Source organism: Roseburia intestinalis L1-82, from assembly GCF_900537995.1.
GTDB classification, from domain to species: domain Bacteria; phylum Bacillota; class Clostridia; order Lachnospirales; family Lachnospiraceae; genus Roseburia; species Roseburia intestinalis.
In genome coordinates this window covers 1533214-1554263 of sequence record NZ_LR027880.1, presented here as the reverse complement: position 1 = coordinate 1554263, position 21050 = coordinate 1533214, and the positions used below count along the sequence as shown (strand labels likewise).

At 44.1% G+C, this 21050-nt stretch carries 21 protein-coding genes and 1 other RNA gene; 4 read left to right on the top strand and 18 right to left on the bottom strand.

What is annotated here, in order from left to right; translation table 11 throughout:
- Positions 1 to 18 precede the first annotated feature (18 nt).
- Both RIL182_RS07190 and RIL182_RS07185 read right to left on the bottom strand, forming a co-directional pair.
- Entirely contained in the window at positions 19 to 930 is a 912-nt protein-coding gene (locus RIL182_RS07190; protein ID WP_006859258.1) for a DUF6017 domain-containing protein, read from the bottom strand.
- 595 nt (positions 931 to 1525) lie between these two features.
- Positions 1526 to 2020 (bottom strand): hypothetical protein, encoded by a 495-nt coding sequence (locus RIL182_RS07185; RefSeq protein WP_134523192.1) that lies wholly within the window; start codon positions 2018 to 2020, stop codon positions 1526 to 1528.
- Positions 2021 to 2300: 280 nt separating this feature from the next.
- Here RIL182_RS07185 and RIL182_RS22150 point away from each other — a divergent pair, with 280 nt between their 5' ends.
- Positions 2301 to 2654, top strand: coding sequence for a type II toxin-antitoxin system RelE/ParE family toxin (locus RIL182_RS22150; protein WP_408638715.1), 354 nt, complete (start codon positions 2301 to 2303; stop codon positions 2652 to 2654).
- A gap of 107 nt (positions 2655 to 2761) precedes the next feature.
- On the opposite strand, the gene RIL182_RS07170 is transcribed toward RIL182_RS22150, so the two are convergent.
- Genes RIL182_RS07170 through RIL182_RS07115 form a run of 12 tightly spaced genes read right to left on the bottom strand, consistent with a single transcriptional unit; the run spans position 2762 to position 16301 of the window.
- Positions 2762 to 3436 carry a thiamine diphosphokinase gene (locus tag RIL182_RS07170; RefSeq protein WP_015560818.1) on the bottom strand — a complete coding sequence of 225 codons (675 nt, stop codon included), beginning with the start codon at positions 3434 to 3436 and terminating at the stop codon, positions 2762 to 2764.
- A gap of 13 nt (positions 3437 to 3449) precedes the next feature.
- Positions 3450 to 4127: a ribulose-phosphate 3-epimerase gene (rpe, locus tag RIL182_RS07165; protein ID WP_006859276.1), complete on the bottom strand. Its 678-nt coding sequence runs from the start codon at positions 4125 to 4127 to the stop codon at positions 3450 to 3452.
- 5 nt (positions 4128 to 4132) lie between these two features.
- Entirely contained in the window at positions 4133 to 5011 is an 879-nt protein-coding gene (rsgA, locus tag RIL182_RS07160; RefSeq protein ID WP_006859257.1) for a ribosome small subunit-dependent GTPase A, read from the bottom strand.
- 17 nt (positions 5012 to 5028) lie between these two features.
- Entirely contained in the window at positions 5029 to 7140 is a 2112-nt protein-coding gene (gene pknB, locus RIL182_RS07155; RefSeq protein WP_006859256.1) for a Stk1 family PASTA domain-containing Ser/Thr kinase, read from the bottom strand.
- Complete coding sequence (locus RIL182_RS07150; RefSeq protein WP_006859255.1) at positions 7134 to 7880, bottom strand: Stp1/IreP family PP2C-type Ser/Thr phosphatase; 747 nt, start codon at positions 7878 to 7880, stop codon at positions 7134 to 7136. The genes pknB and RIL182_RS07150 overlap by 7 nt, the downstream gene beginning before the upstream one ends.
- Positions 7881 to 7892: 12 nt before the next feature.
- Positions 7893 to 8942, bottom strand: a complete 1050-nt coding sequence (gene rlmN / locus RIL182_RS07145) for a 23S rRNA (adenine(2503)-C(2))-methyltransferase RlmN (protein WP_118772510.1) — start codon at positions 8940 to 8942, stop codon at positions 7893 to 7895.
- A gap of 32 nt (positions 8943 to 8974) precedes the next feature.
- Positions 8975 to 10315: a 16S rRNA (cytosine(967)-C(5))-methyltransferase RsmB gene (rsmB, locus tag RIL182_RS07140; RefSeq protein ID WP_006859151.1), complete on the bottom strand. Its 1341-nt coding sequence runs from the start codon at positions 10313 to 10315 to the stop codon at positions 8975 to 8977.
- Positions 10308 to 11018, bottom strand: a complete 711-nt coding sequence (locus RIL182_RS07135) for a zinc metallopeptidase (RefSeq protein WP_006859152.1) — start codon at positions 11016 to 11018, stop codon at positions 10308 to 10310. Before RIL182_RS07135 ends, rsmB begins: the two co-directional genes overlap by 8 nt.
- Before the next feature lie 19 nt (positions 11019 to 11037).
- The gene (fmt, locus tag RIL182_RS07130; protein WP_006859153.1) at positions 11038 to 11973 is read right to left on the bottom strand and encodes a methionyl-tRNA formyltransferase; all 936 of its coding nucleotides are present in this window, start codon (positions 11971 to 11973) and stop codon (positions 11038 to 11040) included.
- Between the two features lie 3 nt (positions 11974 to 11976).
- A complete protein-coding gene (def, locus tag RIL182_RS07125; RefSeq protein WP_022111755.1) occupies positions 11977 to 12453 on the bottom strand; it encodes a peptide deformylase in 477 nt (158 codons plus the stop codon).
- A 31-nt stretch (positions 12454 to 12484) separates the two neighbouring features.
- Complete coding sequence (gene priA, locus RIL182_RS07120) at positions 12485 to 14728, bottom strand: replication restart helicase PriA (protein WP_134523496.1); 2244 nt, start codon at positions 14726 to 14728, stop codon at positions 12485 to 12487.
- Positions 14729 to 14750: 22 nt separating this feature from the next.
- A complete protein-coding gene (locus RIL182_RS07115) occupies positions 14751 to 16301 on the bottom strand; it encodes a UDP-N-acetylmuramoyl-L-alanyl-D-glutamate--2,6-diaminopimelate ligase (protein ID WP_015522291.1) in 1551 nt (516 codons plus the stop codon).
- Positions 16302 to 16451: 150 nt separating this feature from the next.
- On the opposite strand from RIL182_RS07115, the gene RIL182_RS07110 reads away from it, so the two are divergent.
- The 3 genes from RIL182_RS07110 (at position 16452) to RIL182_RS07100 (ending at position 18397) form a co-directional block, all read left to right on the top strand.
- Positions 16452 to 16856 carry a putative ABC transporter permease gene (locus RIL182_RS07110; RefSeq protein WP_006859158.1) on the top strand — a complete coding sequence of 135 codons (405 nt, stop codon included), beginning with the start codon at positions 16452 to 16454 and terminating at the stop codon, positions 16854 to 16856.
- A gap of 171 nt (positions 16857 to 17027) precedes the next feature.
- Positions 17028 to 17948, top strand: a complete 921-nt coding sequence (pyrB, locus tag RIL182_RS07105) for an aspartate carbamoyltransferase (protein WP_044999547.1) — start codon at positions 17028 to 17030, stop codon at positions 17946 to 17948.
- Between the two features lie 11 nt (positions 17949 to 17959).
- Positions 17960 to 18397, top strand: coding sequence for an aspartate carbamoyltransferase regulatory subunit (locus RIL182_RS07100; protein ID WP_006859159.1), 438 nt, complete (start codon positions 17960 to 17962; stop codon positions 18395 to 18397).
- Between the two features lie 87 nt (positions 18398 to 18484).
- Here RIL182_RS07100 and RIL182_RS07095 read toward each other — a convergent pair whose 3' ends face one another.
- The 4 genes from RIL182_RS07095 to rnpB form a co-directional block, all read right to left on the bottom strand.
- Positions 18485 to 19117, bottom strand: coding sequence for a DnaJ domain-containing protein (locus tag RIL182_RS07095; protein WP_015560827.1), 633 nt, complete (start codon positions 19115 to 19117; stop codon positions 18485 to 18487).
- A 10-nt stretch (positions 19118 to 19127) separates the two neighbouring features.
- Positions 19128 to 19994 carry a DUF5685 family protein gene (locus RIL182_RS07090; protein ID WP_006859161.1) on the bottom strand — a complete coding sequence of 289 codons (867 nt, stop codon included), beginning with the start codon at positions 19992 to 19994 and terminating at the stop codon, positions 19128 to 19130.
- Between the two features lie 17 nt (positions 19995 to 20011).
- Positions 20012 to 20419 (bottom strand): hypothetical protein, encoded by a 408-nt coding sequence (locus RIL182_RS07085; protein WP_006859162.1) that lies wholly within the window; start codon positions 20417 to 20419, stop codon positions 20012 to 20014.
- Positions 20420 to 20669: 250 nt separating this feature from the next.
- Positions 20670 to 21029, bottom strand: an RNA gene (rnpB, locus tag RIL182_RS07080) — RNase P RNA component class A.
- Positions 21030 to 21050 lie beyond the last annotated feature (21 nt).

Here is a 21050-nt window from a genome sequence, read left to right as displayed (position 1 = left end):
ATTAAAATCCTCCTGTTTTTAATAGCCGCCGTACATATCGTGGTTGACAAGGGCGGTGTAATAGCTGTCAATGGTGTTGGGTGCGTTGAAAAGTACCGCTTTCAGATATTGCTTGATGTTGCGGATTTTCGTGGTGTTCTCTTTCATGCAGTCAAAGACAAATTCAATGTGGCTGCTGTTGAGTTTCATAAACTTTGCTTTGACAAGCTCTGCCGGATAATCGTCCCCGGCGATACGGATTGTCTTTCGTTTGGTGCAGACCGTTTCAAGGATAAGGGACACAATCTCGTCCAAGCGTTCCCTGTCAATGTCGGTATGCTTGATAAAATGCTCATACTCGATATTGTCCTTGATGATTTCCTCATACACACTGTATGCGTCTGCCGCTTCCGTTCCTTTCCGTTCCGGCTCTGCCGTTTCCTCCCTCAAAGGAGAGGGGTTAGGGGAAAGGATAGGAATGGAATGGTTATTTGATAAATCCGTATTTGATTTTTCTTTTTTTGATAAGTTAGTCTTTTGTATATCTTTATTTAATTGCATTGGATTTTCCGACGTCGGGTTATCCGGTGTCGGATTTTCCAATATCGGGTTATCCGCTGTTGGATTTTCCAATACCGGACAATCCAATGCCGGGGGCTGTGGCTGTTCGTAAATGGTGTACTCGATAGCGGTCATTTTACCTTTCTCGTCGCGTCCCTGCCGTCTTGTGATATATCCGGCTTTTTCAAGCTCCCATACAGCGGTGCGGATAGCGTCGATACTTTCCCGGTTGATATAGGACAGTCCTGCAAGGGTATAGTCCCAATCCTCCGGCAAGGACAGCATTTGTGATAACAGCCCTTTTGCTTTTAGGGAAAGCTCCTTATTGCGTAAATGGTGGTTACTCATAACCGTATATCCTGTGTTTCTCTCCACGCGGAAAACTGCCATAGCTTCATCAACTCCTTTGCTTCATATTTGTTACGCAGTAGAACAGCAATTTTGAGGGTTTAGGTATCAATCCCTTACTGTGTGAAAACCGCACCCGCAAAGCCTTATGTAGCAAAGCTCTTTTTGCCCCTACTGCGTAACATGAGGGTAAAAAAATAGCGGCGTTCCTTGTTTCCCTGTTGGGATAAGGTAACGCCGCCTGTGCGGTACATTATAATATTTTAACTTCTGTTCTATCATGCTATATGGTTCTATCCGTAGAAATCTGTATGCCCATTTATCAATACATAAAATGCGTTGGACTCTGGTTTTCGACTATCTTTTTACACCCATTTCTACACCCAAATGGCATGAAAGTATATGATTTTGTATGAAGTTTTATGAATTTACAATTTCAAAAAACTTTGTAACCATGCGGTTTTACGGACTTTTATTGATGTATATAGATTTATGAAAAAAGGCTAATTTACAACGATTCCAAGTTTCATTTTATTTTCCTTCTTTCTTATTTTTCTAGTGTTTCAAGGACTTTTCATGTGGTTGTCCCCCATCTTGTCCCCCATTTTATATATTTCATTTATGACCTTTCATGAACTTATGCAAAAACCATTCTATCCATATAATTGGAAAACTTATCTATCTCGGTTTTCACTGTTTCTTCGGTCAAGTGACTATATAAATCTAATGTGATTTTTATTGAGCTATGTTCCATCATTTGGGATAGCATTTTATAACTTTTTGCATACTCTCCTGATGCACTTTCCAGAAATCGTGTTGCAAATGGTTCTATTTCTTTTTTTAGTTTTGGGTAGTTTCCATTTCTAACCGTATTAAGTCTCTTGTTGTTTTCTTTAAATCCATTCCATTGTTTATACCAGCAATCTACAGATGTTTTATTATTAAGGATTAATATAGAATTGGCATCTTCATATTTTGCATTTGCAAGCCATTGTTTGGCTTCTTTTACATTATCAAATATCCTGTCTACTCTTTTTCCACTCGCCGTTATAAAACGCGCTCTATATTTACCATCTTTTTTTCGTTGGCTTAGATTTGGACCTAAATCTTTTCCTTTTAAATCAACTCCCATATTCTTATTTGCTCCCTTCATTAAATAAAGGAAGCCACCATATGACAAATAGTATATTAACATGGCTAGTGCTAATATTCAAGAAAAATCCTCCCCACCATAGGGTAAATGAAATGACCCAGAAGCATATTTCTGGGTCATCATTTTTTTCAGATAAGTCTATTCATTGGCTTCATATTGTAACATTCCTTTTTGTTGCTTATTTTTTATGTTCTTAACTTAACATGACTCACTGCTTACAGATACTTTAAAACTTTGCTCCCCAAAGGAAGTCAATCGAATACAGTTACAAAAACTGACATATAATATTCTCACATTCATCCTGCGTGCCGCTGACTACATCGAATTTACACTGAAGAACCCCACCGCAGCCGAGCATCTGCTTGATGCAGCTACAAAACAAATCAACTCACTCTCGGATATGCCCGAAAAATATTATCTTGTAGATGACCCCGTTCTGGCGAGTTGTGAAATTCGTTTTATTATAATCAATAATTACCTTGCCTTTTACACTATTGATAAAGAAAAGCAAACGGTAATTGTTGTACGATTTCTATATCAGAAAAGCAACTGGAACTCCATTCTCCGTCAGAGTTTTTCCCTTGCTGCACCTGTAAGCCCGATATACCTGTAAAGCAGAAGAACCAATCCTCCGCTGACTACCACACTGGCTGCCGAAAACAATAACTGTTTTGCAAAAAGACGGAACCCGCCATAAAAATTGGCTGATTCCGTCTTTTTCTATGATTCATCCGCCATTGCCGCATCATCCCGCGATTCAATGACGATCAATATTCCATTTTCAAATGTAATTTCTGCCTGTTCTTCAGTTATCTCATTACTCACACCAATTGAACAGAAACCCTTTAAGCAATAATCGGCAAGCGGATATTTAAATCCCGCAAGATACAGATGCTCTACCTGCGCGGTATACGGAATCAGGGAAACATATTTTCCAAACTGTTCCTCTTTTTTTAGTACCATGCCGTGATCTGTCATACGGATACGGTTATTTGCATCCAGCAGTTCAATTTCAACTCCCAGCTCTAACCCTATGCCCAGAAGTTCAATATTCCCCAGCACATGATCTAACCTTGAACCGGTACCTCCAAGTACCGTAATACACTCCGCTCCCATGGAAATGGCAAGACGCAGCGCAAATTCTGTATCTGTGTCATCCTTTTGAGGATTCAATCTGTGCCAGACGATCCCTTCTTTTTTCTGAAACCATTCCAGTGTCTCTTTGCTTACCGAATCAAAATCGCCGATAATGACCTGTGGAACAATTTCATTTCTCCGCAAAAATTCCATACCGGAATCTGCAGCGATCACTGTTTTTTCAGCAAAGCCTTTTAAAACCTCTATCGCAAATGCATCTTCAATTTTTCCACCCGCTATGATAAAAAAATGTTTCATCCATCGGCTCCCATCATTCATTAATAATATTTAAGAAACGAATCGTATTCTCGGTCACATCCCCGGAAAAAATTGCACTGCCAGCAACAATAATATTTGCTCCTGCATCCATCAATTCTTCCACGTTTGACAGATTTACGCCGCCATCTACTTCAATGTCCGTTTTTAATCCCTTCTCATCCACGATTTTTCTTAATTCACGGACTTTCTCCACCGTATAGGGAATCAGTTTCTGTCCTCCGAATCCCGGATTTACCGTCATAACAAGAACCATATCCACTTTTTCAAGGACACAGGATATTGCAGAAACTGGTGTTGCAGGATTGATGGCAACACCTGCTAAAAGTCCTTTTTCTTTGATTTTTTCAATAGTACGGTCAAGATGTCTGCAGCTCTCTGCATGAACAGTGATAAGATCTGCACCAGCCTCGGCAAACTCATCAATATAGCGTCCCGGTTCCTCAATCATCAGATGAACATCAAAAATACGGTCTGTACATGCTCTTATAGCACGGATGACCGGCATTCCAAATGAAATACTCGGAACAAACATTCCGTCCATAACATCAATATGGACATACTGTGCCCCGGCTTCATCAAGCTCTTTTATCTGTTCTCCAAGACGGCTGAAATCAGCCGATAATATAGATGGCGATAAACAGTTCATTTTTTTCTCCGTAATCTTAGTCATTTATTTTAATACTTTCGGACAGCCTTTAATTCCTCATACAGCAATTTATAGTTTTCATACCGCAGCAAACTGATACTTCCTTCTTCTAACCCCTGTCTTACACCGCAGTCCGGCTCACTGATATGATTACATCCCTGAAATCTGCAATATGGTTCCCATTTCCGGAATTCCGGATAAAACCCTTTTAAGTCTTCTTTTTCCATTCCCGGAATGTAAAGTGTGGAGAATCCCGGTGTATCCATAATATAAGTATCCCCGCCGATCGGTATGATTTCAGAATGACGTGTGGTATGTCTTCCGCGCTCGATCTTGCGGCTGACTTCCCCTGTCTGCATGGTGATGTTCGGCTGCAGGCGGTTCACAAGAGAAGATTTGCCAACTCCCGATGGTCCTGCCACCGCCGCTGTTTTTCCTTTCAAAAGTTCTAACAGCGCGTCCACACCCTTTTCCTCTTTTGCACTGGCAAAAAGAGTCCGATAACCACAAGCTGCATAAATATCCGCAAACGCATGCAGTTCCTCCTCCGTAACCAGATCTGTTTTGTTAAAACAGATTGCAACCGGTACATTCTGATATTCCATCATAACAAGGAAACGGTCTAACAGATTAAAATTAGGCTGTGGTTTTGCCGCCGCAAAAATGATCAGCGCAAGATCGATATTTGCAACCGCAGGACGAATCAGCTCATTTTCCCTCGGCAGGATCTTTTCAATATTTCCTTTTTTATGTTCCTCATCTAACACAGCAATCTCGACATTGTCCCCCACCAGTGGCTTGATGTTCTGGTTTCGGAATACGCCTTTTGCCTTGCACTCATAAATTCCGGATCCCGCTGCATGAATGTAGTAGAATCCGGAAATTCCCTTGATAATTTTTCCCTGCATAAATCTTCCTATTGTCTTTATTCTTCCTGGAACTGTACATCAATCGTCTGGTCTTTTAAATCATTTCCATTTAAGTCCAGCCAGGTAACTACGATTTTACCACTGTCCGAAAGAATACCGGTCTTTGTCAGAATCAGTCCGCCAGTACCAAAATCTGCAATCGTTTTGCCGTACCAGGTCTGTAAAACATTGCCCTGATCATCATATAAAACAATGTCTGCACCGGAGATATTCGATGTATCTGATGGAAGCTGCAGGCTGACATTCAGCTTATAAGTCTTTGTGGTGATCTGCTGTGCCGGTTCCGGTCCAAGACTGACTGTGATCGTGATGGATGCTCCCGGATCTGCCTGTGTTCCCACCGCAAGTGACTGTCCGATTACGATTCCGGCATCCGTATCACTGTATTTTGTGACCGTTGAAACATTAAACTGTGATAAAAGTTCTTTCGCCTGTTCCTCTGACTTATAGCTTGTCGATACATCAGGTACTGTAATCTTCTCTGAGCCAAGGCTGATCTCAAGTGTGATCGTATCGCCCTCTTTTCCCTGGGTATCCCCATTTGGTGTCTGGGAAATTACATATCCTTCCGCAACGGAGGAACTGTAGGAAGTTGTCTTTGTGACCTGAAATCCCTTTGCCGTCAATGCCGCACTGGCATCAGTTTCACTCTGTCCCACAACGTTTGGTATTTCGACCGTATTCTCACTGGTTCCGGCGGCAGATCCGCTGCTGATGATAACTTCGATCGTTGTATTCTTTTCAACAGTCTTACCATCTGCCGGATCCTGGCTTATGATCTGTCCCTTTTCTACGGTATCAGAGGATGCGGTTCCAGCCTGTCTGATGCCGAGTCCGGTTCCGTTTAACTCCTGTTTTGCCTGATCCATGGTTTTTCCTGTCAGGGAAGGTACTACTACACCGTCCTTGATCTGGGTACTCTGACTGTCTCCCGTCTGTGTTTCCGTTTTTGTTGTTTCTGTATTCGAAGAATTGTTCTTGTTAGACTTCATACCCCCGGCTAACGTGATGCACAGGTAAATAATGATGATAATGATCACTACACCTGCTGCGATTCCCATGATCGTGATTGCCTTTTCCATCTTCGGATTGATATCGCCATCCTCGTCCTCAATATCATCATCGTCGTCCTCGTCATCATCATCGATCACCGGCTCCTGTATTTTGATCGACGCCGGATCTATATAGACGTTTGCAGTCTGTTTCTTGATCTGATTTAAATCATCTGCTCCGATCACCCTCGTCTTATCCTGATTTGCAAGAGGTACCATCACAACAAAATCCTCGTTCGGGCTGATCAGTGCTTTTCTAAGATCGGCCAGAAGCGCTGTCATGGAAGCATATCTTCTGTCAGGGTTTTTCTGTGTACATTTTAAGATGATCTTTTCCATACTGATTGGAAGATTTGGTGCATAAACACTTGGCGGTACTATCTCTTCCTGCAGATGCTGGATTGCAACTGCGACCGTCGTATCCCCGTCAAACGGAACACGGCCTGTTACCATCTCATACATCACGATACCCAGTGAATAGATATCACTCTTGCCATCCACAAATCCATTTCTCGCCTGTTCCGGAGAAGAATAATGTACGGATCCCATCACATCCGAACTGATCGTATTTGATGTTGCTGCCCGCGCAATACCAAAATCTGTTACTTTTACTTTTCCCTCTGTGGAGATCATGATATTCTGCGGTTTGATATCACGATGCACGATATTTTTATTATGGGCGGCTTCAATACCTCTGCCCACCTGAATTGCGATGCTGACTGCCTCCTTAAAAGAAAGCTGTCCTTTTTTCTCAATGTAGGTCTTTAATGTGATTCCTTCCACATATTCCATCACGATATAATGCAGGCCATTCTCACTGCCGACATCATAAATATTTACAATATTCGGGTGCTCTAACCCTGCAGCTGCCTGTGCCTCGGAACGGAATTTCGTTACGAAATTAATATCCTCGGAAAATTCTGCCTTTAATACCTTGATTGCTACAAATCTTCCCAGTGTAAGATCTTTTGCTTTATATACATCTGACATTCCGCCAGCGCCAACTTTACCTAAAATTTCATAGCGGTCTGCTATGTACATACCTTCTGTCAACATTCTTTCACCTCATCAGAAAATGGTTCTATCAATACAACCGTAATATTATCCTTACCACCATTTCGATTGGCAGTCTCAATCAGTTTCTCTGCTTTCTCAACAATGTCCCTCTGTCCCAACACAATATGCCGGATCTCATCATCTTCAATCATATTTGTCAGTCCGTCGGAACACATCAAAATCTCATCCCCAGGTTTTAAACTGATCTCAAAGAAATCAGCTGTCACCTCCGGCAATACACCGACTGCCCGTGTAATGATATTTTTATCCGGATGATCTTTCGCATCTTCTTTTCTCACTTCACCTAAACGAACCATTTCCTCAACCAGAGAATGATCCCTTGTAATCTGTGTAATATCTTCCTGATTGATCACATACAGCCTGCTGTCTCCAACATTTGCGGCATAGAGTGTATTCCCGATCACCGTTGCAGCAACGATCGTTGTACCCATTCCATTTTTGGCCGGATCTGCCTGTGCCTCTGTCAAAAGCAGACTGTTCGTCATGGAAACAGCACTCTTCATAATCGCCACCGGTTCTTTTTCACCCGATTTACCAATCAGTTCCACAAGTTTCTCAACTGTAAATCTGGAAGCATAATCACCTGCAGCGTGACCACCCATTCCATCCGCTACTAAAAAAAGATTCGGCAGATTTCCCACAGCGGTCTCTGATGTAAACATATAATCCTGATTCATTTCCCGTCGCTGCCCGATGTGCGTCATGGAAAACGTCTTCATCTTCTCTACTTCCTACCTTTCTGCATGGCTGATATAACGTTTGCGCAGCTGTCCGCATGCACCGTCTATATCCCTGCCCATTTCCCTTCTAATTGTAACGTTAATCGCATTTTTTTCAAGCCTATTTTTAAAATTAAGAATTGCTTCATGATCCGGCTGCACATAAGAACGCTCTTTGATCGGATTGACCGGAATCAGGTTTACATGACAATTCATGCCATGGATCAGGTCTGCAAGCCTTCTTACATCCTCATCGGTATCATTGACACCACCGACTAAACTATATTCAAATGTGACACGCCTTCCTGTCTGTTCAAAATAATAACGACATGCCTCAATTACTTCATGTATCTCATATTTATTGGCAATCGGCATCAGTTCAAGTCTCTTTTCCTGCGAAGATGCATGCAGCGAAAGTGCCAGCGTGATCTGCAGTTTTTTATCCGCCAGTTCCCGCATTTTCGGAACAATACCGCAGGTCGACACCGTCACATTCCGCTGGCTGATGTTCAGTCCGTTTTCATCTGTCAGAAGTTCGATGAATTTGAGCAGATTGTCAAAATTATCCATCGGTTCTCCGGTTCCCATCACAACAACATTTGCAACCCTCTCCCCGGTATCTCTTGTGATCCGGTATATCTGGTCTAACATCTCTGACGGCGTCAGTCCCCGCACCAGTCCGTCTAACGTGGATGCACAGAACCGGCAGCCCATCCGGCAGCCGACCTGCGAGGAAATGCAGACTGAATTGCCATGTTTATATCGCATCAGAACGCTCTCGATCACGTTTCCGTCATCTAATGCAAACAGATATTTTCTGGTACCGTCTATCTTTGATACCTGTACCGCCTCCTGCTTTAAACTTACAAAATGACATTCCTTCTTAAGTTTTTCCTGAAGGGATTTTGACAGATTTGTCATTTCATCGAAAGATGCTGCCTGTTTTTCATGCATCCACTGATACAGCTGTTTTGCACGAAACGGTTTTTCCCCGATAGATTCCATATATGATTTTAGTTCTTCCAGATTCATGGATTTGATATCTGTTTTTTCCTGCTGCATAATTTCCTCTTTTCCATTTTCTTTCCGGGTGGCTATGAGATACGTCTTAATCTGGCGTAGAAAAATCCATCTCCCACCTGTGTTCCCGGATAAATCTGTTCCATATCAAGCAGTTCAAATTCAGGATGTTTTCCTAAAAACCACGCGACATTCTCCTGATTTTCTCCCGGGTTGATCGTACAGGTAGAATATACCATGATCCCGTCCTTTTTGACATAAGAACAGACCGTATCTAGAATCCGACGCTGAAGTGCTTCTAACTCTTCCTGCTGCCCCCGGCTCATTTTATAGCGGATGTCTGTCTTTTTGCGCAGAACCCCCAGACCGGAGCATGGCAGATCTGCGACCAGCACGTCCGCTGTATCTTCTGCACTCTCGTCCGGCACCGTGGCATCCCACACTTTTGTCGTCATATTTTTTATCTGGTAACGGCTGATATTTTCCTCGATCAGTCCGGTCTTATACCCTGTCAGGTCACGCGATTCCACACTTCCGGTGCCGTCCAGCATCTCAGCAAGATGAATGCTCTTGCCTCCGGGAGCCGCACAGACATCGATCACATGTGCGCCTTTCTCCGGTGCTGCGGCCTCAGCCACCATCATGGAACTGATATCCTGCACATAAAAAAGACCGTCCTGAAATGATGGAAGTGCCATCAGATGATCAAAACCTGAAATTGCAAATGCATAGTGATATGCATCCGTATATGGCAGTCCGGCATAAGAAAGTTCTTCTAACGTCTGCACCGTCACGCCTTCGGCTTTTAACTGTTCCTTTAACGCATCCGGCGTAATTTTGGTCACATTGGTACGGATCGTAATCGGTGTTTCCTTTGAAAAAGCATCTAAAATTGCCTTTGTCTGCTCCATGCCATAGGCGTTAAGCCATTCTTCCACAATCCACTCCGGCATGGAATAACGCACACTTAACGCCAGAACCGGCTCCTTTTCTTCATCCGGATACCGGATGGAACCACTGTTTCTTGCAATATTTCGAAGCACTCCGTTCACAAAACCGCTCAGTGTGGAAAAACCGCTTTTTCTTGCCAGTTTTACCGCCTCATTGCAGGCTGCCGAATCCGGTACGGAATCCATATACTGTATCTGATACACACCCATTCTTAAAATATTGCGGATGACCGGTTTCATTTTTTTCACTTTCACTTTTGAGAACTGGTCGATCACATAATCAAGTTCGATCATGTGCTGGATCGTTCCCTCCACCAGTCTTGTCAGAAACGCCCGCTCATATTTTTCCATATACTGATATTTTTCGAGCACGGCACGGAGCACCTGATTGCTGTATGCCCCATGTTCCGTCACCTCAAGCAGAACATCAAGTGCAAGTCTTCTTGTATTTACGGTATCAGTCATCACGATTACGTCCTCCAAATAAAAGAACCAGCCTTAACAGCTGTAAGATTGCTGCCGCAGCACTTGCAACATAGGTCAATGCCGCAGCCTTCAATACTTTTCTGGTATAAGGCAGTTCACTGTCTGATAAAATTCCCTGCTCACCTAAAATATGGAGTGCCCGGCGTGAAGCATTAAACTCTACCGGAAGAGTGACAAGCTGGAATAATACTGCAAATGAAAAACATAAGATTCCAAGATTGATCAGCATTGCACCGGTTGAGCGGTTAAAAAACAGACCGATCAGAATTAACGGCCATGCAAGTGTAGATCCAATGTTTGCAACCGGAACGATCGCCGTGCGGAGTGTCAGCGGCACATAGTTTTTCTGATGCTGGATCGCATGTCCACACTCGTGCGCTGCAACACCGATCGCTGCGACAGAATTGCTTCCGTATACGGAGTCAGACAGATTCAGTGTCTTTTTTGACGGATTGTAGTGATCGGTCAGACTTCCCGATATATGGCAGACCGTCACATCATAGATACCGGCTGAATTTAAAATACGTTCCGCCGCCTGTGCCCCGGTCATACCGCTCATACTGCGGTACTGGGAATATTTATTGAAAGTACTCTTTACTCTTGCAGATGCGATCAGGCAGATCACTGCGCCGATCAGAACCAAAACATAAGTCGGATCAAAACCATAATAGTAATAAGGCATATCAGGTTACCTCCATTCATTAACCACGTGTAAAATAAGTTCCCTCTTCCACCGTATAGCCATTTAAAAATGCATCCGTGGTCATACGTTTTTTTCCTTCTAACTGTACCTCAAGAAGCTCTAAGACACCGTCTCCTGTCTGTACCAGAAAACTTCCCTTTTCCGCTTTTATGATGCATCCCGGAGCCGCTTTCTTTTCATCCGGCAGCACATTTGCCCTCCATATCTTAAGTGTCTTTCCGTCAAGTCTCGTATATGCACTTGGCCACGGATTTAAACCGCGGATCAGACATTCGATCTCTTTCGCACTCTTCGTCCAGTCAATACTTCCCAACTCTTTATGGATCTTTGCTGTATGTGTGGCTTTACTGTTATCCTGTGGTGTGTAAACAGCCGTTCCATTTTCGATTGCTTCGATCGTCTTTACGCAGAGTTCTGCTCCAACCTCTGCAAGGCGGTCAAATAAACTTCCACCTGTCTCATCCGGCCGGATCTCCACTTTTTCTTCTAAAATGATATCTCCCGTATCAACACCTTCGTCCATGCGCTGTGTGGACACTCCGGTATACGGATCGCCGTTGATGACAGCCCACTGGATCGGTGCTGCGCCACGATATTTTGGCAGTAGCGATGCATGTACATTCACACAGCCATATTTTGGCATGTCTAACACTGCCTTTGGTATAATCTGTCCAAAAGCCACCACGATCATAATATCCGCATGGAACGATTTCAGATACTCGATACATGCGCTGTCCCTGACACGCTCCGGCTGATAGACCTCAATGCCGTGTGCGATGGCACATTCCTTCACCGGCGTATATTTTAATGCCTTACTTCTTCCCACCGCTTTATCCGGCTGTGAGACAACCAGCACAACCTCATGACCGGCTTTTATAATCTCTTCTAATGTCCCCACCGAAAAATCCGGTGTTCCCATGAAAATTACTCTCATTGTTTATTCCTCCGGATCATCATAAGTTACATCATGTAACGGTCCTTCTACGATCTCCGTGTACATATGTCCGTCAAGGTGGTCTAACTCATGACAGATTGCACGTGCCATAAGCTCGGTCCCCTCGATCTCATATTCTTCCATATTTTCATCAAACGCGTGTGCCTTCACATAATTCGGTCTTGTAACGGTACCTGCTTTTCCCGGAAGACTTAAACAGCCCTCATCCCCGGTCTGCTCGCCTGACTTTTCCAGAATCACCGGATTGATCATAACAACCGGGCCTTCCCCGATATCGATGACTACGATTCTTTTTAAAACACCGACCTGTGGTCCTGCAAGTCCGACTCCGTTTGCCTCATACATGGTATCAAGCATATCGTCGATCAGTTCTTTGATCTTTGGTGTCATTTCGGTGATTTCTCTGCATTTTTTGGTAAGTACAGGATCTCCCTGTATTCTGATTGTTCTAAGTGCCATTTTTTTATCCTCCATTTTGTATTTTACAATTTTAAAATCCGTTGACCGGGTTAAAGTCAAATCCTACTGCTACATTCTGATACAGACGGTTGTCTTTTATAAAAGCTTCCAGACCATCTTTCAATATGACAAGTGTCTGATACTCTCGGGTTTTCACATAGATCACTTTGCGGTAGACATCGGAAATTTTTGCAACCGGTGCATCTGACGGCCCGATTGGAAAAATCTTTTCACTGTTTTCTCTCACTATCTGATCGATTTTCCCCATCAATGCCACCGCCGCCTCACTTGCTTCCGCCTCGTTTTTCGACGCGCACAAAATATAAAGCATGTTCCACACCGGCGGATACCGCATCATTTTGCGGTACTCGATCTCCTGCCCGTAAAAAGCCTCATAGTTCTGCTCTTTTGCAGTCGTGATACTGTAATGATCCGGATCATACGTCTGTATGATGACATTGCCGGGAATGTCACCTCTGCCGGCACGTCCTGCCGCCTGCGTCAGGAGCTGGAAAGTCCGCTCTGACGCACGATAGTCACTGATATAAAGTGAAAGGTCTGCCGCAAGCACACCCACTAACGTAACCCCCGGAAAATCATGTCCCTTTACGATCATCTGTGTACCGATCAGTATATCTGCCTCGTGATTTGAAAATGCAGATAATATCTGCTCATACCCATCTTTGGTTCTGGTGGTATCCATATCCATCCGGAGCACACGCGCCTGTGGAAAACGCGCCTTTACCACCTGTTCTATTTTCTGCGTGCCCGCCTTAAAACCACTGATATACTTAGAGCCACAGACCGGACACAAACCGGGCTGTATCGTCGTATATCCGCAGTAATGGCAGACTAGACGTGTCGCCGCGCCGCTTCCATGCTGGCTCAGTGAAACATCGCAATGCGGACATTTTATCACATGACCGCAGGCTCTGCAAGAGACAAAGCCTGCCATACCGCGCCGGTTGATAAAAAGCATCGTCTGTTCTCCCTTTTTCAGACGGTCCTCCATCAGCTCACTCAGACGGTCACTTAAGATCGAGCGGTTGCCCCTCCTTAACTCCTCGCGCAGGTCGATGATCTCACACAAAGGCATGGGGCGCTTTTGTACCCTGTGTTTTAATTCCAACAGGCAGTACTCGTCATTTTCTGCCTTATAATAACTCTCAAGGGAAGGCGTCGCGGAGCCTAGCACCACGACCGCATCTGTCATTTTTGCCCGCTGTATTGCGGTTTCTCTCGCGTGATATCTTGGCACGGTCTCACTCTTATAGGAAGCCTCATGCTCCTCGTCTATGATGATGATCCCCAGCGCCGGAAATGGTGTAAAAAGTGCCGAACGTGGTCCGATCATCACAGAAATTTCTCCGTTTTTTGCGCGTTCAAACTGGTCATACCGCTCCCCGGCCGAAAGTTTTGAATTGATGATGGATACCTGTGCACCAAAACGGTTGTAAAAACGCCGCACCGTCTGATAGGTCAGCGCAATCTCCGGGATCAGAACGATTGCCTGTTTTCCCTGCGCAAGCACATGTGCAATCAGTTCCATGTAGACTTCCGTCTTTCCGCTTCCGGTGACACCCTTGATCAGGTAAGTTTTCCGCTCGCCTGCATCGTACTCCATCGTAATTTTCGAGACGACATTCTGCTGCTCCTCATTCAGCTTCTTTTGTTCCCCGCCCGGATCAAGACCGCCGACCGGATTGCGGTATGCGGTCTTACTCACCACTTTTACGATACCGGCTTCCTCCATCGCACGAATCACGGACGCGGAAACAGACATCTGCTGCGTTGCCGTCTCCCACTCTAACTCCCGCTGTTCTAACAATGCCACAAGAAGTTTTGCCCTTGCCGTTTTATGCTTTCTCTCGCATTCCGCAAGCTCATTTTTCGCTTCGACCGGATGCAGTGCAAGTCTTATCGTTTTCTGTTCTTTTGCCTTCTTTTTTTCTTTGACCGGCAGTACTGTCTTTAAGGCATGATTCATGGTGCCGCCATAGTTTTCCCTCATCCATCCTGCAAGGGCGATCATCTGCGACTCGATCAGGACACCGCCCTTTACAATCGAAAGGATCTCTTTGATCTTATCTTCCTCATACTCGCAGACATCCGTCAGCTCGATCACATAACCCTGCATTTTTCTTGATCCAAACGGAACTGCTACCAGCATACCAACTGCGATTGTACTCTTTAGTCTCTCCGGCACCCGGTATTGAAACGTCTTATCTAATTTTCCCTGATAAATATCCACAATGATATTTGCATATTCTGCCATTCCAATTTCCATGCCTTTCTTTCTATCTGCCACGTCCTTCTGCTGCTTTCTTTACCAGTTCTTTGTCCTCCATCGGATAACGGACACCACCGATCTCCTGATAGTCCTCATGCCCTTTTCCTGCGAGGACGATAATATCGCCCTCCCTGGCATGATCGAATGCATATGCCACCGCTGCTCTCCGGTCAGCAATGCGTATGTATGCCCCGCTCGTACCCTTTATCCCGCTCTCAATGTCATCTAAGATCAGTTCCGGATCTTCCCACCTTGGATTATCGGATGTCAGGATCGTAAAATCCGCGAGTCTTCCCGCTGTCTCACCCATCCTGCCTCTCCTTAATTTTGAGCGGTTGCCCCCACAGCCAAAGATCACAACAAGCCGCCCCGGATCAAAGCCCCGCAATGTTCCAAGCAGATTGCGCAGGCTCATCTCATTGTGTGCATAATCGACCAGAAATACAAATTTATCTGATATCCTGACGTTTTCACACCGCCCCGGCACAGTCTGTCTTTGCAGTGCATCCTTTACCACATCCTGTGCTATTTTAAAATGACGTGCCACAAGGATCGCAGCTAACGCATTGGAAACATTAAAAATTCCGGGCATCTGCAATAGGAATTCTTCTTTTCCATCCGTAAAAAAGTGGCTGTATAACCTTCCTTCTTTCATGGAAAAAGTGATCCTTTCTGCCACGATATCCGCCTTTTGTCCCGGGGCATCCACACCGTTTTCTCCCAGCACGGAAAAAGTTTCTATGTCACAGGTATGACCAAACAGTATTTTTTCCGTATTCCGGTCATCACGGTTGACAATTCCTGCCTGACACTGCCGAAGCAGCCGGCTTTTACAGTACAGATACTCTGCAAATGATGCGTGTTCTCCCGGTCCGATATGATCCGGTTCAATGTTTAAAAACACCCCGATATCAAAAAAAATCCCTTCCACACGCTGCATCTTGATTCCCTGTGAGGATACCTCCATCACACAGCACACACATCCGTTGCTTACCATCTGCGCTAATTCTCTTTGCAGGTCGCTAGATTCCGGTGTCGTATGTCCGGCCTTTTTTACATCTTTCCCGTTATATGTCCATATCGTACCTACCATGCCGGTCTTGTATCCCGCTTCTTTTAAAATTCCTGCCGTAAGAAACGCCGTCGTCGTCTTTCCTTTTGTTCCGGTGATCCCGATGATCTTAAGCTTTTTTGCCGGGTAATCGTAAAATGCAGCCGAAATCTGCGCAAGAGCCTGCCTGGTATCCTTCACACCTATCACAGCCATACCGTAATTGCGCACGAGTTCATGCACGCGCACTTTTCCATGTTCTGTGTAAATGAAACATTCCCAGCGGACATTTACCATACAGCTTTCATCCACCACCACTGCAAATGCCCCCGCTTTTACCGCATCCATAATATAATCATGTCCATCCGTGTACTGCCCCTTTATACAGACAAACAGGGACCCCCGCTTTACTTTTCCGGAATGATAACAGATATCCGTAATGATAAGGTCGTGGCTCCCCTGCACGCTTTCGTATGAAAAATGTTTGAGTAATTGATCTAACCGCATTCTCTTTCCTCAAGAATACACTTTTTTTATTATATGACAGAACGCCTGTTTTTACAAGTTTTCCGCTTTTATTTTAGAAAAATGTTACATATTTTTAAATTCCGTGTGACATACTGATACCATGATTTTATATAAAAGGGACATGCAAATATGATTACAAAAAACTTCTTTGTCTGCGGACTGACCGGCTGGTGCATGGAGATTCTTTTTACCTCCACAGGCTCTTTTTTGAAACAGGATAAACGTCTGATTGGGCGGACATCCGTATGGATGTTTCCCATCTACGGGACTGCTGCCGTAATTGCACCGTTGTACCACAGTATCAAAAATCTTCCGGCACTTCTTCGCGGCTGTATCTATTCCGTTGGCATTTTTTCTTTTGAATACATCAGCGGCACATTTTTAAAACGCCACGGCATGTGCCCCTGGGATTACAGTCATGCCAAAACAAACATAGACGGGGTCATACGACTCGATTATGCTCCCTTGTGGATGGCTGCCGGACTTTTATTTGAGCGCATTCTCATCCGGTGTAACACCTCGGAATCCCCCTGAAATTTTTATTTTCAATTACTGATATATAACCTTCCCTGTCTGAAAATATCTGAAAACGGACGCATATTTTATCAATATAACGTAAATTTTTTTCTTCTTGAAATCAGATGGTGATTATTATATGATAGAAAAAATGCTGAAAAAAGTCAGCATCACATAAGGAGGATTTATATGCGTCATTTAATGAGCCCATTGGACTTCTCCGTCGATGAATTAGACAGGCTTTTAGACCTTGCCAATGATATCGAGAAGTACCCGAACAAATATGCACACGCATGTGAAGGCAAAAAATTAGCCACCTGTTTTTATGAACCAAGTACACGAACCCGGTTAAGTTTTGAAGCTGCCATGTTAAATCTTGGCGGTTCTGTTTTAGGTTTCGCCAGTGCTGATTCCAGTTCCGCATCCAAAGGCGAAAGTGTTTCCGATACAATCCGAGTTATCTCCTGTTACGCAGACATCTGCGCAATGCGTCATCCAAAAGAAGGTGCACCTCTCGTAGCTTCCCAGAAATCAAGAATTCCAGTTATCAATGCCGGTGACGGCGGTCATCAGCATCCAACCCAGACATTAGCCGATTTACTTACCATCCGTTCCTTAAAAGGACGTCTTGACAATATGACGATCGGACTCTGCGGTGATTTAAAATTTGGCCGTACCGTCCATTCTCTGATCAGCGCCCTGATCCGTTATCCTGGCATTAAATTTGTACTGATCTCACCGGAAGAACTGCGTATTCCAAGCTATATCCGCGAAGATGTCCTGCGTGCAAATAATATTCCTTTTACCGAGGTTGAGCGTTTAGAGGATGCCATCCCACAGCTTGATGTCCTCTACATGACCAGAGTCCAGAAGGAACGTTTCTTCAATGAGGAGGATTACGTCCGCTTAAAAGATTTCTATATCTTAACCAAAGCAAAAATGGAGCTTGCTCCAGAAGACATGATCGTATTACATCCGCTGCCACGTGTCAACGAAATTTCCGTAGAAGTAGATGACGATCCGAGAGCTGTTTATTTCAAACAGGCACAGTATGCTGTCTATGTGCGCATGGCGCTGATCTTAACGCTGCTTGAAATTAAGGTTGAATAAGGAGGAGAACAATGTTAAATATCAGTGGAATCCATGAGGGATTTGTCCTTGATCATATTCAGGCAGGCATGAGCCTGCAGATTTATCATGATTTGAAATTAGACCAGCTCGACTGCCCGGTTGCGATCATCAAAAATGCCAAGAGCAGCAAAATGGGAAAAAAAGACATCTTAAAGGTAGAATGTCCGATCGATGCACTCGACTTTGATATTTTAGGCTTTATTGACCATAATATTACCGTCAATGTGATCCAGAATGACAAGATCGTCTCCAAAAAAGAACTTCGTCTTCCAAAGCAGGTCAAAAACGTGATCAAATGTAAAAATCCACGCTGCATCACTTCAATCGAACAGGAACTAGATCAGATTTTCATTCTGACTGACCCTGAAAAAGAAATATACCGCTGCAAATACTGTGAGGAGAAATATACAAATCCAAACCGCCGTTAACAATAAAATACTGGAATAAAAAATACTGCCGGATCCATCAATCCGGCAGTATTTTATGTTTTTCCGTGGCAAGACTTTATCCCGCTTCTAAAACGGCCTTAAACAACAGCAGTTACAGAGCATATTTAAAAACAGCATGCTAAGACACCAGTTACCCGCACTCGAATAAGGTCTGTCATAGCTGCTTCCCATATTCGTATACCATGTTCCGCCATACTCTAAATGCTGCAGGAACTGCCGGTATTCAAAATTGCTTGGTTCCATCTCCACTGCACGCGCGGCATGCTCTTTTGCGATGATATTATTTCCTGCCCCCTGATTTGCCATGGCACTGTAATAATACCAGCGTGCACTTCTCTCAGAGAAAGGAATTCCGTTTAAAACATTAAGTGCCTCTGCATAACAGCGGTTTGCTATGTAATTTGCAGCAGCCTGCAGCTTCGGATTTTCAGTACTCTGATTATAATGGTAACTCTGTCCGCCCCCATATCCGTAACTGTTTCCTGAATTATATCCATAGCCGCTTCCCTGCTGCTTTTCTTTCATAATCTGGTCATACGCCTGCTGTACTTCTTTGAACTTTTCCTCCGCCTGTGCCTTGTTCGGATTATTGACATTGGCATCCGGATGATACTTGCGGCTTAGGGAACGATATGCTTTTTTTATTTCTTCATCGGAGGCACTTCGTGACACACCAAGTACCTGATATGGATCCATCATAAATCAAACCTCATTGTTTATGCTCTTTTTTCTTTGCTTTTTCCTCAATCCTGCGTTTTTTGATCTGCAGATATTCATATTTCGACCACACACCCGAATACAGGATATTGCGCAGAATATCCGCATGCAAAAGAATCGGCAGACGCTCAAACGATTTCGCACACTCTGACATCATACTTGTCAAAAGCAGCCGGCACCAGGTATCAAGATCCTGCGCCTGTTCTTCCTGAACAAATGTGAGCGGATTATAGCAGTTTTTCTTCTTATCCCTGTCATAATCCTCGTACGCATCCATCAGGTAGATAAACTTTCCCATGTAAAATCCCATCGTGCGGAGTTCCTCTGCCCATTCGTCTTCCTTCCAGCAAAACACCTCCGCAACCATCTCTCCGGTCAGACCGGCAACGAGATCAAGATTTGTCTCCTGGTGTTTCTCAACATCCCCAGTCTTTTTCATATATTCCTCAATGGCACCTACCTGTCTCGGATATTTTGACATGATACGAGTATAATCCTTATCCAGCATTTTTGCAAATGCCTTCTTGGTATACGACCTGTCATCATTCCAGTCGTCAATCAGATTGTGGTACGCTAAGATCAGATTCATATCCGCCGCATATTTTGTGGCGTCATTGATCCATGCAATACGCTTCTGCGTCGGATGCAGCGCACATGTAAACTTTGTTTTTTCATTCGGAAGTTCATACAAACCGGTCAGCAGAACAATCAGAAACGTCATATCATATGCAAGCAGCATCTGTCCCTTGGTTCCACAATTTGATTTCAGTTGTCTGCAAAGCCCACAGTAATATGCCTGATATGCTTTTTTGCCTTCTTCCGTCAGCTCTTTTTGATTGATATTGATATAACCAAACACAAGGCCTTTCTCCTTTGTCAGCTTTTTTTAATAAATTCTGTTTTACATTTTGGACAGGTAATGCAGATCTTTCCTCTTCCCTTCGGCACCCTGACTGTCTGCTTACACTGCGGACATTTAAAGAAACGGTAAGTACTGCGCTGTGCCCAGCGTTTTTTCAGATTGTTTTTCTTTACCACTGCCCGGTATTTCGCATTTAAATATCTCTGGTTCTCTTCGTAACGCTTTGACACATTCCGTGAGAGTATTCTGAAATAGGAATAAATTAACAATGCGAGGCCAAGCCAGTATAAAATATTTACCCGGAAAAATGCAGATAAAAATGTGGATACAAGTAACAGAACCATCGACACGATAATCTGTGCCCGTGAAAGATCGTCCACTCCATATCTGCCGATCATAAACTGTCGTAATTTTTCTTTCATCTATGACATCCCTTTCTACCCAGATACAACCGCGTGTAATCACATGCAGCCTTATATAACTGCATGTATCCCGTCAATCGCATTTTTATTTATGTACGGAAAAACGGCACCTTTCTGGCACCGTTTTTTGTCCATGACGCTATGGTAAACCCAATACTCACAAACGTCAACATTCCTATTGTCTTTTAAGAAACATTTTAGATTTTGGTTATATTTCCACATATGGATATCTTCTTATCTATTGATATCTGATTTAAGCAGGACGATAAGCCGGGTTATGTCTAAACTGCAGCAAGCCACAGTCGGAATGATCATCTATCTAGGACGACTGTTACCAGCCGCCTCAAGCAACCTACCTAAAGCTGGCGGGCCACGTCAACGCTTTTGTTCGGTCTTGCTTCGGATGGGGTTTACATATGCCCCCTCTGTTACCAGAGAGGCGGTAGTCTCTTACACTGCCCTTCCACCCTTACCCGGCATATACCGGGCGGTATATTTCTGTTGCACTATCCTTAGAGTCGCCTCTACCGGACGTTATCCGGCATCCTGCCCTGTGAAGCCCGGACTTTCCTCACCCCGATAAACGGGCCGCGATCATTTGTCCTACTTAAATCCATCATTTGTCTTCCGG

Coding starts and splice junctions, on each gene's coding strand:
- pknB (WP_006859256.1), bottom strand. CDS start 7,140: ATGTTGACAGAAGGTATGTACATAGCAGACCGCTATGAAATTTTAGGT.
- priA (WP_134523496.1), bottom strand. CDS start 14,728: ATGGCAGAATATGCAAATATCATTGTGGATATTTATCAGGGAAAATTA.
- RIL182_RS07190 (WP_006859258.1), bottom strand. CDS start 930: ATGGCAGTTTTCCGCGTGGAGAGAAACACAGGATATACGGTTATGAGT.
- RIL182_RS07110 (WP_006859158.1), top strand. CDS start 16,452: ATGATTACAAAAAACTTCTTTGTCTGCGGACTGACCGGCTGGTGCATG.
- RIL182_RS07170 (WP_015560818.1), bottom strand. CDS start 3,436: ATGAAACATTTTTTTATCATAGCGGGTGGAAAAATTGAAGATGCATTT.
- fmt (WP_006859153.1), bottom strand. CDS start 11,973: ATGAGAGTAATTTTCATGGGAACACCGGATTTTTCGGTGGGGACATTA.
- RIL182_RS07135 (WP_006859152.1), bottom strand. CDS start 11,018: ATGCCTTATTACTATTATGGTTTTGATCCGACTTATGTTTTGGTTCTG.
- RIL182_RS07085 (WP_006859162.1), bottom strand. CDS start 20,419: ATGAAAGAAAAATTACGACAGTTTATGATCGGCAGATATGGAGTGGAC.
- pyrB (WP_044999547.1), top strand. CDS start 17,028: ATGCGTCATTTAATGAGCCCATTGGACTTCTCCGTCGATGAATTAGAC.
- RIL182_RS07150 (WP_006859255.1), bottom strand. CDS start 7,880: ATGAAGACGTTTTCCATGACGCACATCGGGCAGCGACGGGAAATGAAT.
- RIL182_RS07100 (WP_006859159.1), top strand. CDS start 17,960: ATGTTAAATATCAGTGGAATCCATGAGGGATTTGTCCTTGATCATATT.
- rsmB (WP_006859151.1), bottom strand. CDS start 10,315: ATGACTGATACCGTAAATACAAGAAGACTTGCACTTGATGTTCTGCTT.
- def (WP_022111755.1), bottom strand. CDS start 12,453: ATGGCACTTAGAACAATCAGAATACAGGGAGATCCTGTACTTACCAAA.
- RIL182_RS07115 (WP_015522291.1), bottom strand. CDS start 16,301: ATGCGGTTAGATCAATTACTCAAACATTTTTCATACGAAAGCGTGCAG.
- RIL182_RS07095 (WP_015560827.1), bottom strand. CDS start 19,117: ATGATGGATCCATATCAGGTACTTGGTGTGTCACGAAGTGCCTCCGAT.
- rpe (WP_006859276.1), bottom strand. CDS start 4,127: ATGACTAAGATTACGGAGAAAAAAATGAACTGTTTATCGCCATCTATA.
- rsgA (WP_006859257.1), bottom strand. CDS start 5,011: ATGCAGGGAAAAATTATCAAGGGAATTTCCGGATTCTACTACATTCAT.
- rlmN (WP_118772510.1), bottom strand. CDS start 8,942: ATGCAGCAGGAAAAAACAGATATCAAATCCATGAATCTGGAAGAACTA.
- RIL182_RS07185 (WP_134523192.1), bottom strand. CDS start 2,020: ATGGGAGTTGATTTAAAAGGAAAAGATTTAGGTCCAAATCTAAGCCAA.